This is a genomic window from Microvirga guangxiensis, assembly GCF_900102135.1.
GTDB classification, from domain to species: domain Bacteria; phylum Pseudomonadota; class Alphaproteobacteria; order Rhizobiales; family Beijerinckiaceae; genus Microvirga; species Microvirga guangxiensis.
This window is the reverse complement of sequence record NZ_FMVJ01000003.1, coordinates 277,361-291,950: the sequence shown is the minus strand read 5'-3', so window position 1 is coordinate 291,950 and position 14,590 is coordinate 277,361. Positions and strand designations below refer to the sequence as shown.

The following is a 14,590-nucleotide window of genomic DNA, read 5'->3' as shown; positions in this document are numbered from 1 at the left end:
CATGAACAATATCAGCCGCTTCAATCCGCTCGATGAAGCTGGCGGGCAGACTGAGAGTCGCCGGCGCGGCCACCCGATCAGCCGCCAGCTCGGCGCACGGTCGATCGTGCTCGTCGGGCTCATGGGCGCCGGAAAAAGCACGGTGGGCCGGAGACTGGCCCAGACGCTCAAGCTGCCTTTCCGCGACGCCGATCACGAGATCGAGGCGGCCGCCGGCATGACGATCCCCGATATCTTCTCCATTCATGGCGAGGAGCATTTCCGCGACGGCGAGCGCCGGGTCATCGCCCGCCTGCTCCAGGAAGGCCCCATGGTGCTGGCCACCGGCGGCGGGGCTTTCATGAACGAGGATACCCGCGCGAACATCGCCGAAAGCGGCATCTCGGTCTGGCTGAAGGCCGATCTCGACGTGCTCATGCGGCGCGTGCGCAAGCGCGACACCCGCCCCCTCCTGCGCAACCCCGACCCGGAAGGCACTATGCGCCGGCTCATGGAACTCCGTTACCCGGTCTATGCTCTGGCGGATCTCACCATCGATTCGCATGAGGCACCGCACGACCGTGTGGTGGCCGATATCATCAAGGCTCTCGGCGGCTGGTTCGACAAGGAAAAGCAGGGGAGCGCCGAATGAGCAGCGCATCGGCTCAGGCCAGCACCGCATCCGCGCTGACGGTTCCGGTCCCTCTCGGCGAGCGGGCCTATGACATTCTGGTCGGGCGTGGCCTGATCGGCACGGTAGGCTCCCGCATCGCAGCGCTTGGCGCCCGCGCCGCCGCTATCGTGACGGACGAGCATGTCGGTCCGCTCTACGCGCAGGCTTTCTCCGATGCCTTGCAGACCCACGGCTTGCGCACATCCGTCATCACCCTTGCTCCTGGCGAGGCGACGAAATCCTATGCCAGCCTGGAGCGGGTGTGCGACGCGGTGCTGGAAGCGAAAATCGAGCGCGGCGACCTCGTGATCGCATTGGGTGGCGGCGTGATCGGCGATCTTGCAGGCTTTGCCGCCGCTGTGGTGCGTCGCGGCGTCCGCTTCGTGCAGGTGCCGACCACCCTGCTCGCGCAAGTGGATTCATCCGTCGGCGGCAAGACCGGCATCAACTCCCGTCACGGCAAGAATCTCGTCGGCGCCTTCCATCAGCCGAGCCTCGTTCTGGCCGATACAGCCCTCCTCGACACGCTGCCGCTCCGCGAGATGCGCGCCGGCTATGCGGAGGTGGTGAAATACGGCCTGATCGACGACGCGCGCTTCTTCGCCTGGTGCGAAAGGAACTGGAGGGGCATCTTCGAAGGCGGCATGGAGCGCGATGAAGCCGTTGCGCAGAGCTGCCGCGCCAAGGCCGCCGTGGTGGTGCGCGACGAGCACGAGACCGGCGATCGTGCCCTGCTCAATCTCGGCCATACTTTCGGTCATGCGCTGGAAAAGATCACGGCTTACGATTCCGCGCGCCTCGTTCATGGAGAAGGCGTCGCTATCGGCCTCAACCTTGCGTTCCGCTTCTCGGCCGCTCTGGGCCTCTGCCCGATCTCCGACGCGGAGCGCATCGAGGCGCATCTGACGAGCGTTGGACTTCCCACGCGCCTGTCCCATGTACCGGGTGGGTGCGGCACGGTGGACGAACTTCTGGACGCGATGGCCCAGGACAAGAAGGTGAAGGGTGGATCGCTCACATTCATCCTGGCCAAGGGTATCGGTCAGAGCTTCATCGCCCCCGGCATCGAAGCAGGGAAAGTCCGCACATTCCTGATGAGTGAAATCAACGCATCATCGTCATGATCGAGGAATCCTCTTCCGGCGATCTCTGGGTTGCCGCCCTGGTCGTCATCTTCTGCCTTCTGCTGTCGGCCTTTTTCTCGGCAGGTGAAACGGCCTTCACGGGTGCCTCCCGCTCCCGCATGCTCATGCTGGAAAAGGGAGGCGACAAGCGAGCCCGCTTGGTGAACCGTCTCCTCGAGATGCGCGAGCGGTTCATCGGCACTGTTCTGATCGGCAACAATATCGTCAATATCGGCGTGTCGGCCTTTGCGACCAGTGTCCTTGTCGCCATCTTCGGCGATGGCGGCGCACTTTATGCCACCGCGATCATGTCGGTGCTGGTGATCGTATTCGCCGAGGTTACACCCAAGACCATCGCCATCTTATCGCCTGACAGCGTCTCGCTTTTTCTCTCGCGACCCATGTCCTGGGTCGTGGCGATCCTCGGCCCTTTGGCCATCGCCGTCGAGCGCTTGGTGCGCCTGATGCTGCGCCCGTTCGGCATCAGGATCGGTGAGAACACGCCAATCCTTTCCGCGTCGGAAGAAATTCGCGGCCAAGTCGACCTGCTGCACAAGGAAGGCGGCGTCGCGAAGGTGCAGCGCGACATGCTGGGCGGCCTCCTCGATCTCGAGGATCTCAGCGTCTCGGAGGTCATGGTTCACCGCACGAAGATGCGCACCATCAATGCCGATCTCTCGTCGGAAGAGATCGTGCGCGAAGTGCTTTCCTCGCCCTATACGCGCATGCCGCTCTGGCGTGAGAGCCAGGAGAATATCGTCGGCGTTCTTCACGCCAAGGACCTGCTGCGCGCGCTCGATGCTGTCGGAGGCGATGCGAGCAAGCTGAAGGTGGAGGCGATTGCGCTGGAGAGCTGGTTCGTGCCGGACACCACCTCGCTGCGCGACCAGCTCAAGGCATTCCTTGCCAAGAAAACGCACTTCGCCCTGGTGGTGGATGAGTATGGCGAGGTCATGGGCCTCGTGACGCTCGAGGACATTCTCGAGGAGATCGTCGGCGACATCAAGGACGAGCATGATCTCTCCGTGCAGGGCGTGCGACCGCAGCCGAATGGCTCCGTGAATGTGGATGGCTCAGTTCCGGTCCGCGACCTCAATCGCGCCATGGACTGGAACTTGCCGGACGAGGAGGCCACCACCATCGCGGGCCTCGTCATTCACGAAGCTCAGACGATTCCCGATACCGGCCAGATCTTCACCTTCCATGGATGCCGCTTCCAGGTTCTACGCAAATCGCGTAACCGCATCACGGCGCTGAGGATCACCCCGCTTCAGCCTGCGCGGGCCAGGGACAGCTGATTCCATTCAGGCTTTCAGGAAATCGACAAGCCTCCGGCTGACGGCATCGGGGTCTTCCAGATGAACCCAATGAGTTGCCTTCTCGAACCTAGAAACCTGCGGTTTCGTGCATAAGGCCAAGCTCTTCTCGCAAAGCCCGAACTCCAGAAATGGATCGCGCATACCCCAGATCGCAAGCACCGGCATCGCGAGCTTGGCTTCCACGGACTGCGATGGCTTGAACGGCAAGGCGCGGTACCAGTTCAACATGGCTGTGAGCGCACCCGGCCGGGTCCAAGCCTTTTCATACTCAGCCAGATCGGCCGACGAAAAGGTGTCCTTGCGGCTCGTGCGCAGAAGAGAGCGTCTGAGGGCCTTGTAGCTGTCGGCTGAAAGCATGGCTTCGGGAATGAAGGGAAGCTGGAAGAAGCCGACATACGAGCTTTTCAGCATCTGGCTGGGATGACGGCGCATGTAACTGCCGGCAACATCGGGATGCGGCGCATTGATCGCCACCAACCGATCGATTCGATCGGGATGTCGCGTGGCGGTCCACCAGGCGGCAATGCCACCCCAATCGTGTCCCACGAGGGAGCATATGCTGCATCCAAGCGCATCCATCAACCCAATCACATCCTGTGCCAGTAAATCGAGCTGGTAGGCCCTGCGGCCTTCGGGCTTGTCACTGAGATTGTAGCCGCGCTGATCGGGCACGAGGACTCGAAAACCGGCCTGCGCCAGCGGTTCGATCTGATAGCGCCATCCCCACCAAAACTCTGGAAAGCCATGGAGCAGAATGACGAGTGGGCCATCTTTCGGCCCAGCCTCAATGCAATGCAGCGTGATGCCGTTGCTCTGGAGGAAGATGCCGGCCGCTCGAGGATCGGTTGCTTGTTTCATGCCGCTCGCAGAGATTCGAGGAATAGGTCAAGCCTGCGCGACAACATTCGGCCGCACGACCTGCACCGCAGGCTCCTCGGCCGCCATGAATTGTGCGCGCGCCAGTTCCGCAAAGCGGCCGCCTTTCGCAACAAGCTCGTCGAAAGTACCCGTCTCGATCACGCGCCCCTGGTCGAAGACGAGGATGCGATTGGCGTTGCGGATCGTGGCGAGGCGATGGGCGATGACGAAGGTCGTGCGCCCTTTCATCACTTCATCCAGGGCCTTCTGCAATTTCTTCTCGGTGGCGGCATCAAGCGCGCTAGTTGCCTCGTCGAGGATGAGGATCGGCGGGTTCTTCAGCAAGGCCCGCGCAATGGACAGGCGCTGGCGCTCGCCGCCTGACAACGAGCGGCCCCGTTCGCCAATAACCGTATCGAGGCCCTCCGTCTGGCGGGAGATGAACTCGATGGCCTGTGCGCGCTGCAGGGCTTCGATCATTTCAGCGTCTGTGGCATCCGGGCGCCCAACCTGCAGGTTCTCGCGGATTGTTCTGGCAAACAGCATCGGCTCCTGAAACACGACGCCGATGTTGCGGCGCAAGGATGCCAGCGTGAGATCCCGGATGTCGTCGCCGTCGATCCGAATGCATCCGGATTGCGGATCGAACGCACGGTGCAGGAGACCAAGCGTCGTCGACTTGCCCGAACCCGTTGCGCCGACCAGAGCTACATTCTCGCCGGGCTGAATTGAGAAGGAGACATCCTGGACGGCTGAGCGCTTGCCGTCATAGGAGAAGCTCACATTGTCGAACACGACCTCGCCCTCGAAGCGTTCCACCGATTTGGCGTTCGGCCGGTCGTGAACGGCAGGCGCCGTATCGAGAATCTCGAAGAACTCCTGCAGCTTCGGCGCCTGCATGAAGAGCTGGTTGATGAAGCTGACCGCCTGCTCCAGACGCCCGATCAGCATCGTCGCCATACTCATGAAGGTGACGATCTGACCGATGGTGGCAAGGCCGTTGAGATGCAGCCAGGTCCCGAGCAGGAAGATCGCTGTGACCGTGATGGTGGCTGACGCGCGCGACGCGACGGAAGCCAAAGCCCACCAGGACAGGACCGGATTCTGCGCCTGCAGCAATTGCTGAATGATCGTGCGGAGCGAACGGCTTTCAGCCTCGATGCGCGTGAAGGACTGGATCACGGGCACGTTGCCCAGCGCGTCGGAAGCATGTTCGGCAAGACTGGAATGATAACGCTCGACCGAGCCTTGCAGGGTCTCGGTCTTACGCAGCACGATTGCTGTCAGCACCGCAAAGACGCCAACAAGAACCACAAGCAGAATTCCGAGCCGCCAGTTCAAGAAAACGGTGAGCGGCAGCAGCACGACAAGAGAAATGATGGCCGACAGGTGCTCACGGAAAAACCCGAGCCAGAGCCAGGACATGCTACCCGAGCCTTCCAGCATGACTTTCAGAACCCGGCCCGAATGGGTGGACGTGTGAAAAGCGAGCGGAAGCTCGAGCACGTGCTCGAAATAATTGGCGACAACGGCAAGACGCCGGCGATGAGCGAGCCGGTCCGCATGGAGGGCCACGAGAGCGCCTGCACCGATCGAGAAAAGGCCGAAGGCCACCCATGCCACGATCAGGGGGGTAAGCACCGAGAACGTTACTGGAGCCGAACCCGGGATCTGGGCACGCGTAAGAACGTCGATGATACGACCGAACAGGATCGGTTCTGCGAAGGCCGAGATCGCCAGGGCGACATTAGCCAGGGCGAGCAGAGCGCCCACTCTCAGGTCAGACCCAAGCTGGCCCAGCACGCGGATGTAAAGCCTGATCAGCCGCATAGGATCACCCTGTCCCCGGCGCCATGGTCATATGGAGAACTCCACTCCCGAGGAGGAGTTTCGTAATCCTGTTCCCTGAAGTTGCCAAGGCTGGAGAATATGAACGCCTCATGCCTCGCTTCGCCTATGGTTATGGTCGCCCTTTTTGAAGCGCTTGCGGAGGCTTCCCATCCATTTCCGCCGCGGATGGGCAGCATTCTGGAGGCGGGACTGCGGCAAGAGGATCGCGCCCTCTTCTGTCTTTCGAATGTAGAGGGTTCGGGTGTGAAACTCCTCAAGTCCAGGCCGATGCCCGATGGACATTACTGTCGCGCCCTTCAGCTCATCGTCGAACAGGGACAGCATGGAAGCCTGGTTTTCCTCGTCGAGGGCAGAGGTCGCCTCGTCCATGAAGACCCAGCGCGGCTTGTGCAGAAGAACGCGTGCGAAGGCGACACGTTGCTGCTGACCGAGCGACAGGGTCTTGTCCCACCGTTCATGCCTGTCGAGCATATCCACGAACTCTCCCAATCCGCACCGTTCCAGCGCCCCGCGGATCGCGGCATCGTCGAATGTCTCCGGCGATGCAGGATAGCTGAGAGCTGCTCTCAGGGTCCCTAATGGGAGATAGGGACGCTGCGGCAGGAACATCATCTCGTGACCGGGCGGCAGGCGGATCGTGCCCGAGCCCCAAGGCCAAAGTTCCGAAATGGCGCGGAACAGGGTGCTCTTGCCCGCTCCAGACTCACCCATGATCAATACGCGCTCGCCGGGTTGTATTTCTGCCGTGGCATCCTCGATGAGAATGCTTCCGTCGCTCAAGGCGATCGACAATCCCTCGAAGCTGAGCCAGCCTTGCGGATGGGGCGAGATTTCGATCCTGCCGTTCTGGGCCGTGACCTCCTCGAGATCGATGGCCGCCTGACGGAAGGTAGCCACGCGCAGAACTGCAGACCGCCAATCGGCGATCTTCGGGAAGTTGTCCACGAAGTAGCGCAGGGCCGCCTGCACCTGGTTGAACGCGCCGACCACCATCATCATGCCGCCGAAGGAGAGACGTCCACTGAAGTAACCAGGTGCGGCTGCGAGGATCGGCACGACGATCGCGAGCCATCCATAACCTGACGTGATCCAGGTCAGACGCGCGAGCGCCCCCGACAAGCGGCGCGTTGACTTGAGAACAGCCTCTACGAAGTCATCGAGATTGCGTCGTTCGTCGTTCTCGCCATTGTAGAGCGAGACGCTCTCCGCGCTTTCGTTGACACGGACGAGCGCGAAGCGCAGATCGGCCTCACGGGCATAGCGCTCGGTATTGAGGCGGATCAGCGGGCGGCCGACAAGCCAGGTCAGCCCGGAGCCGATGCCGGCATAGCCGATGGCAACCCATACCATGTAGCCGGGGATCGTGATTTCCCGTCCGCCGATCATGAAGGTGGTGTCGCCCGAGAGCGTCCACAGGACGCCGATGAAGCTGACGAGCAGGAGAAAGGCCTGGAGCATGCCGACACCCAACTCCGTCGACAGCTCGGAGAAGAGACGGCAATCCTCCTGCAGACGCTGATCGGGCTGGCGGCTGTTCTCTCCCATGAAGCCAAGCTGATAAGCGTGGTTGGGTTTGAGCCAGAGATCGAGCAGCACTTGAGTCAAGCGCTGCCGCAGACGGATCTTGAGCCTCTCCTGTAACCAGGTTTGCGCCACGACGAGGGAAAGGAGAGCGGCAACAATGATGACGAAGACGAGAAGCTGATCGAAGAAGGATGACGTGTCACGCTTTTCGACAGCATCGAAGAAAGCGCCGTTCCACTGGTTGAGACGAACCTGGCCCACCATGTTGCCGATGAGAATGACGACGATGGCAATGGCCAGCCGGGTCATCGGCCAGCCCTTCCGGTTCCGGTACATGTCCCGGAACAGCAGGAACATCTCGCGCCCGATGCTGGGCGCCAATTCATGGGGAGGTTCAGGAAGCCTTTGATTCGTCTGGTGAGCGGCGGCGTGGTCCGCTTCCTTCGCAAGCGTAGTATCCTGACCGGGTCCGACGTCCTGCTCGCTGCCTGTCGCTGGAGGCGGGGGCATCTGCTTGCCCAGCTTGGGATCGAAGTCCGGCATGGTCTTTCAAAACACGCTCTTACAACGCCACCACCGACGCTGAATCTAAAGAGCTACGCTTTGAATTAAGTTCCAAGCCACTACAAAACCGAAACAAATCCTAGATCAGGGTTTGTCGGCCGCGACCACCAGAGCCCAATAGACCTTGTACTTCGAGTTCGGCGTATAGGCTGTAGCGATGCCGATCCGCGTCGCTTTGGGATCGAGCAGCACCCTGTTGTGTTGAGGACTTTCCCGCCAACCGGAGAACGCCTCGGCGAGCGTATGATAGCCTGCAGAGAGATTGGCTCCCGGCGCGAGGAAGCCTGCCGAGGATAGCCGACCCTTGAAGGCCTCGGCGGAGCTCGGCTTGTCGGCCGCCGCCATGGCATCGGCTTCCGCCTGGGCAGCTGCCTGCAGATCGGGGTCGAGCGTGAGGGGGCCTAAGCCATTGTTGCGGCGATAGGCGCCGATCATGTCGCGCGCCATGACTGCATCCACCACCGCGCCGGAATTGGCCATGGAGGTATAGAAGCTCGGCGTCTGGTGTGCTTGGCGCTGCCCGGTCTGGCATCCCGCCAGGACGAGCGCTGCAAGGCTTGAACAGAGGAGGCTCTTCATGCAGGCGATTTATCCTTGAGAAGAGTTAAGGTTTCATCCTCTTCTCCACCCTTTTTGGAGCTGTCGTCCTTCGGATTTTCCTCTTCCTTGGGCTCAGGCACGATCGGCGTCGGCACACCGATACCGGCTTTTCTCAGGCCCCGGAAAATGTCGAAATAGATATCGCTCGACACCCTGCCCGCCGCATCGATGTCATCCACGAAGCAGACGAGATCGAAGTCGATGGTGTTTTCCGTCACCTTCTTGAACAGGACACGCGGATTGGGCTCGGTCATAACCTCACGATGCGCAAGAGCAGCGTTTCTCATGATTTCCGCAACCTGATCCGGGTCGGAGGCGCGGGGCACGGGAATCGTGACAAGCACCCGCCCGACACGATCGTTGCGAACGCGATTGCGGACGACACCGGAAATCAGGTTCGAATTAGGGACGATGAGTGTCGCGCGATCCCCGGTTTGAATTTCGGTCGAACGCACATTGATCCGTCTCACATAGCCTTCAGCATCACCGACCACTACGAGATCGCCCACGCGGATCGGTCGTTCCCAGAGCAGGATGAGCCCTGAAATGAAGTTATTGACGATGGATTGTAGGCCGAAACCGATACCCACCGAGAGGGCACCGGCTACGATGGTCAGCCGCTCCAGGCTCAAGCCCAGATAGGTGAAGGCGACAACGCCGGCCGTGATGATGCCCACATAGCCCGCTGCCGTGCGGATCGAGTTGCGCAGACCCGCATCGAGATCGGTCGCAGGCAGGAAAGTGTTGTCGAGCCAGCGCTGGATGATGCGCGTGACCGTGAAGCCGGCAGCAAACAAAAACGCCGCAATCAGGATGGACGACAGGGAGATCGTGACATCGCCGACACTGAACCCGAAGAACAAAGCCCGCAGCGAACCCATCACATCCGTGGATTCGATTCCCCAGGGCAGGAGAACCATCAGAATGGCGATGATAATGAGCGCGAGCCGGGCGATGCCGCTCGCCAGCACCCCGATCTGCTCCAGAGAACGGCGGCGGATGCCCGTATTGGCTTGCAGCGTTGTGGCGAGCCTGCTCTGACTGCGGAGAGATCCGGCGATGAACTCGTCCGCCAGAGTGATGCAAAGAACAAGCATCGCGATGATCAGGGAGATCGAGATGGCCTGATCGACGACGAATGAAGCAAGAGCCGTATAGCCGCCGATCACGCTGCCGATGACGACCGCGACAGTAAACCAGCCGATGCTTCGCACCGGTCCGCCGATATCGACCTCCTGCGCCACGTATGGGCCGAGGCAGTTCTCGTCCTGGTTCTCGCTCGTCGCGAAGCGCCGCAGCAGTTCCGCGAAGATGAATGCCATAGCCAGTGCAAAGACGGCCCTGGTGATCACTGTGATGGGCAACACGGCGGCAACGGCCTTATTGAAGGCCTCGATCACCTTCTCGACAATCAGCACGGTCGCCAGCGTGACCGAAAAACCCATGATGCGCACTGCAGAAACGTCACGCACCGGAATCAAGCGCCAGGACGTATGGCCAGGTGCGAGAACGGCATCGATCAGAGCACGCACGAAGGCGATGAAGGCCAAGCCGCCGAGCATCGATTTTCCAACCTCTTCCAGGCGGGGCGGGACGATATCCGCCGAATCAAATGCGATCCAGACGATCCAGCTGCCTGCGATCGCCGGACCTGCTCCGAGCGCAAGAACGCCGACTGCGGCCATCAGGCGGCTGCGGCGGGATGGATCTGTGATCTCGGGATCGCGCCTCACCAAGCGCGGCGCAAGAGAGCGACGCCCGACATAAAGCGCCACGGCGGCCCCAATGGCGAGACCAAGAAGCAGGAGCACGCCCAGGGTCGCATTGCGCTTCGCCTGCTCAAGGGCGTCGGTGAGCACGATCCGTTGTGCCCTCAGCTCATTCGGAATGGCCTGGATGACGCTCATCCAGAGATTGGGGCTTAGGATGCCGTCGCTCTGCTCGAACAGCGCGCGCGTGAACCCGGCCCGGCGCAGATCACCGATTTGGGCGCTCAGTTGCTCTGCCTGGACCAGTAATGCGCGTCCGAGCCGCTGCGTCTCGTCGAGTTCGGCAACGGCCACTTCACGATCCGCGCGATCCCGGGCAACGTCGGCGCTTTCCTCGGGCTGGCCATTGGCAGGCTTTGGCCCAAGCTGGGAAAGGCGCTGGCGGCTCGCCTCCAGCCGTGGTGCCTGCTCTTCGATGACAACCCGGATCGCTGCGATGATAGGCTCGATCTGCTGACGCAGATTCTGCAGTTCGGTATCGGACTGCGCCCGCCCCTGCAGCGCCAGTTCCTTCTGCTCGAGGTCGGCCTTGAAACCATCGAGCTTGGCGCGCGCTGCCTTCGTTTCCGCCGATACGGTTGCTGCAGGCCCCTCCTGGGCTGCAGGTGACGGCGCACGCTGCTGGGGAGCAGGAGCCGGAGAGGAAGCAGGAATCTGGGGCTGTGCCTGAGGGGCCGACTGCGCCAGAGCGAAGCCGCCCGAAGCAAGGCTGCACGCAACAATCGCGGCGTTCAAAAGCCGCTTCAGTCCAATCCCGGTCATTCAGTCCGCCTTATCGCATTCCCGTTCGGGTCGGTTCTTTCGCGAATCAATAAGGCGAAAACTCGCCGCCGGACCAGTGAAGTGCAACAAAAAAGCCTGGATGGCGGGCCACCATCCAGGCTTTCTCGAAGAATTTAGTCTCTTGTCATTGTGCCGGCTGGTTTGCGGATGGCTGCGCGTTGGGGGCAGGATAAGCCGGGTTGGCAGGCGAAACCCTGTCCGTAGGGTTGGCGTTGGACGAGCCAGTCGTCGATCCGGTGGTGGCCGAGCGGGCAGCATCCGTTCCAGGGTCGTCAGGCGATTGTGCCCCTGCCCAGATCAAATAACCGCCCACTGCAACGGCGAGCAGAAGCAATGAGCCGAGCAAAACGCCCAGAACCGGGCGGCCGGAAGCGCCTTGGCGGGCGCGATCGTCGGGGATTTGTTGAACCATCTCAAGCCTCTTTGGAAACTGCGGAATGTCGGGCGAGCGGCAAGGCTCTGCGTTGTCAGGGCAACGCTGGATGGAGGGGGCGGTTCCTGCCAAGCCTCGATGATAGATCATATCGAGGTCACGCTCTCCCTTTTGGATCCATTGAAGCACTCCGCCGTTGTTCACGACGGAACACCAACCCAATCTCAGGGACGAGGACCGATGGTTCCGGCAGACGTGAAAGCATCGATTGTCGCACCCCCGGGAACGGCATTCGTATCCCGGCTCGCAGCCATTTTTTCGCCGTCTTAGGCGCCCTTGGGTAATCTCTAATTCAAGGAGAAAACATGCAGGACAATCGCATCAGTCTGGACGGGGCTTGGGAATTTTTGCACGTGGCCGACGATCGTCTGTCGGGCCCGGCGGAGGTTCGCCAGATCATGGTGCCGAGTCCCTGGCAGGCTCAGTTTTCCGACCTGCGCATGCGCGCAGGCATCGGGATCTATCGCAGAACCATCGAGATCGACGAAGCGTGGCTGCACGACAGCATCTGGATCCGCTTTGGCGCCGTCTTTCACAACACGAAGGTTTTCATCAACGGCGAGGCGGTCGGCCATAACGAAGGCGGTTTCCTTCCCTTCTCGTTCGACGTGACCCCCCACCTCAAGCCGGGACCGAACGAGATCAAGGTGCGCGTGGATTCCCCCACCGACAATCCTGCCGAATTCCCGGATTCGCCCTTTGCTGAAATCCCGTTCGGAAAGCAGAGCTGGTACGGGCCACTTTCAGGCATCTGGCAGCCTGTTTATCTGGAGCGCCGCATCCCCGATCATATGAATCGCGTGCGCTTGGTGCCGAACCTTGCCACGGGCCATGTGGCGTCCGGCGTCTTCTTCGCTCGTCCCTTGATGGATGCAACGCAGATCCGCATCGAAGTCACGGATCCTTCCGGCGCCATCGTCGTCGACGAGGTGCACGAGACGCAGGTAGGCGTCACCAGCATGCCCTTCGAGCTGACAGTGCCGGACGTGCAGCCGTGGTCGCCCGATCATCCGAACCTCTACCGCATTCGCCTGCAGCTCATGCGCGCCGGCGATGTGAAGGACGAGATCACCGACAATTTCGGTTTTCGCACCATCGAAACCCGGAACGGCAAGTTCTATCTCAACGGCGAACCTCTCTATCTGCGCTCCGCCCTCGACCAGGATTACTACCCGGACACGATCTGCACCGTGCCGTCGGTGGAGTTTTTGGAGGATCAGTTCCGCAAGGCGAAAGAGCTTGGCCTCAACTGCCTGCGTTGCCACATCAAGGCAGCGGACCCTCGCTATTATGAGGTAGCGGATCGCATGGGTGTATTGATCTGGACGGAGCTGCCCAACGGCGGCATGGCCACCGATCGCTCGCGGGGCCGCAAGGAAAAGCTCCTCAAAGGCATCGTCGACCGCGACGGCAACCACCCGTCGATCATCATCTGGACGATCATCAACGAGAACTGGGGCGTCGACCTCGTCAACGACGCGGATCACCGCGACTGGCTCAAGCGCACGTTTGCGTGGCTCAAGGCCTACGATCCGACTCGCCTCGTCGTCGACAACTCGCCGCTCGCGCCGAGCTTCCACGTGGAATCCGATATTGCGGATTATCACTTCTATGCCGCCTATCCCGATCACAGAGCGCAGTGGGACCAGTTCGTGGACGAGCTGTCGAGCCGTGCATCCTGGCTCTACTCGCCCCATGGCGATGCCGTGATTACCGGCCGCGAGCCTCTCATGTGCTCGGAGTTTGGCAATTGGGGCCTGCCCTATCCAAAGGATCTGCGCGATGCCAATGGCGAGGAGCCCTGGTGGTTCGAGACGGGCCACGACTGGGGCGAGGGCGTCATGTATGCCCACGGTGTCGAGAACCGCTTCTCGGACTGGAGCCTGGACCGTGTGTTCGGTGACTTGCGGCGTTTCGTGATTGCTGCGCAGTGGCAGCAGTTCCGTGCGCTGAAATACGAAGTCGAATCCATGCGCCGGAAGCCGAATCTCGCCGGCTATGTGATCACCGAGCTCCATGATTGCCATTGGGAATCGAACGGTCTTCTCGACATGCGCCGCAATCCGCGCGTGTTCCACGAGCTCTTCCACATCATCAATTCCGACACGGTGATCGTGCCGAAATGGGAGCGTGCTTCCTATTGGGTCGGTGAGACAATCGCCCTCGACTTGGCTGTCGCACATGGCGCCGGCCCGGTGCTGGAAAACTGCACGCTTGAGATCACGCTCAACAACGAGACGCAGCAGATCACCCTGCCGCGTATCGAAGCACCGGACGTATTCGATCTCGGCCGTGTCGAGGTGCGGGTCCCTGAGATGGACGAGCCTTCCCTGCGGCGTATCAGTTTCGATCTTCGCGGACCCGATGGCGCTCTGATTGCCCACAATCATCACGACATCGCCATCCATCCGAAACGTGCAAAGCCTGTGCATGTCCGGGAACTGGTATGGTCGCCCGACGAGGACATTCGCGAGCACTTCCGTGCTCTCGGCTATACCCTGGCCCGTGCGTTTGAGGAATCGACGCTGATCGTCTCTCGCACGCATGACAAGGCGATCGCCGATCATGTGCGTGCCGGTGCGAAGCTCCTCCTTCTGCCGGAAACGGATATGAGTCTCTATCCATTCTTCCCGCATTGGCAGGCGGTGAAGGTGCAGACGCGTCATGGCACCCTGTGGTCCGGCGACTGGGCGTCCTCCTTCGGCTGGCTGCGTCGTGCAGGGCACTTCTCGCGCTTCCCGTCAGGACCGCTGCTCGATGAGACCATGGACCGGGTGCTGCCCGATTTCGTGATCTCTGGCTGCAACCTGCTCGACTTCCAGGCCCGCGTCTTCGCCGGTCTCGTGGTCGGCTGGATCCACAAACCCGTAGCGCTCGGTGTCGAGCGGTCCTACGGACGCGGCCGCCTTGTTGCCTCCACGCTGCGCCTGCTGCGCGACGCACCACTGGCCGATCCGACGGCCACCATTCTGACGGATGCTCTTGTGGAACTCGCAGTCGAATCCCGGGCCGCGCGTCTCGAGGAAGCGGTGCGTGCAGCGGAAGCTGCGGCTTAAGACTTGATCGATCTCAAAAGAAAGCGGCGCGGATCATCTCCGCGCCGCTTTCTTTGC

General features: G+C 61.3%; 10 protein-coding genes. 4 read left to right on the top strand and 6 right to left on the bottom strand.

Going from position 1 to position 14,590, the window contains the following annotated elements; all coding sequences use genetic code 11:
• Position 1 precedes the first annotated feature (1 nt).
• From BLP10_RS04930 to BLP10_RS04920, 3 genes are read left to right on the top strand one after another with little or no spacing between them, the layout of a single operon-like run.
• Positions 2-631 carry a shikimate kinase gene (locus BLP10_RS04930; RefSeq protein WP_091131031.1) on the top strand — a complete coding sequence of 210 codons (630 nt, stop codon included), beginning with the start codon at positions 2-4 and terminating at the stop codon, positions 629-631.
• Positions 628-1,776, top strand: coding sequence for a 3-dehydroquinate synthase (gene aroB / locus BLP10_RS04925; protein WP_091131027.1), 1,149 nt, complete (start codon positions 628-630; stop codon positions 1,774-1,776). The genes BLP10_RS04930 and aroB overlap by 4 nt, the downstream gene beginning before the upstream one ends.
• Positions 1,773-3,074: an HlyC/CorC family transporter gene (locus BLP10_RS04920; protein WP_091131023.1), complete on the top strand. Its 1,302-nt coding sequence runs from the start codon at positions 1,773-1,775 to the stop codon at positions 3,072-3,074. Before aroB ends, BLP10_RS04920 begins: the two co-directional genes overlap by 4 nt.
• Positions 3,075-3,080: 6 nt before the next feature.
• Here BLP10_RS04920 and BLP10_RS04915 read toward each other — a convergent pair whose 3' ends face one another.
• The 6 genes from BLP10_RS04915 to BLP10_RS04890 all read right to left on the bottom strand — a co-directional run bounded on the left by BLP10_RS04915 (position 3,081) and on the right by BLP10_RS04890 (position 11,456).
• On the bottom strand, positions 3,081-3,953 hold the full coding sequence (locus BLP10_RS04915; protein WP_091131020.1) for an alpha/beta fold hydrolase: 873 nt from the start codon (positions 3,951-3,953) through the stop codon (positions 3,081-3,083).
• A gap of 27 nt (positions 3,954-3,980) precedes the next feature.
• Positions 3,981-5,783: a glucan ABC transporter ATP-binding protein/ permease gene (locus tag BLP10_RS04910; RefSeq protein WP_091131017.1), complete on the bottom strand. Its 1,803-nt coding sequence runs from the start codon at positions 5,781-5,783 to the stop codon at positions 3,981-3,983.
• 108 nt (positions 5,784-5,891) lie between these two features.
• Positions 5,892-7,871 (bottom strand): ABC transporter ATP-binding protein/permease, encoded by a 1,980-nt coding sequence (locus tag BLP10_RS04905; RefSeq protein ID WP_091131014.1) that lies wholly within the window; start codon positions 7,869-7,871, stop codon positions 5,892-5,894.
• Between the two features lie 105 nt (positions 7,872-7,976).
• Complete coding sequence (locus BLP10_RS04900) at positions 7,977-8,471, bottom strand: CAP domain-containing protein (protein WP_091131010.1); 495 nt, start codon at positions 8,469-8,471, stop codon at positions 7,977-7,979.
• Positions 8,468-11,023 (bottom strand): DUF3772 domain-containing protein, encoded by a 2,556-nt coding sequence (locus tag BLP10_RS04895; protein WP_244510399.1) that lies wholly within the window; start codon positions 11,021-11,023, stop codon positions 8,468-8,470. The genes BLP10_RS04900 and BLP10_RS04895 overlap by 4 nt, the downstream gene beginning before the upstream one ends.
• Positions 11,024-11,168: 145 nt before the next feature.
• Positions 11,169-11,456: a hypothetical protein gene (locus BLP10_RS04890; RefSeq protein ID WP_091132058.1), complete on the bottom strand. Its 288-nt coding sequence runs from the start codon at positions 11,454-11,456 to the stop codon at positions 11,169-11,171.
• A 326-nt stretch (positions 11,457-11,782) separates the two neighbouring features.
• Here BLP10_RS04890 and BLP10_RS04885 point away from each other — a divergent pair, with 326 nt between their 5' ends.
• Positions 11,783-14,533, top strand: a complete 2,751-nt coding sequence (locus tag BLP10_RS04885; protein ID WP_091131007.1) for a glycoside hydrolase family 2 protein — start codon at positions 11,783-11,785, stop codon at positions 14,531-14,533.
• Positions 14,534-14,590 lie beyond the last annotated feature (57 nt).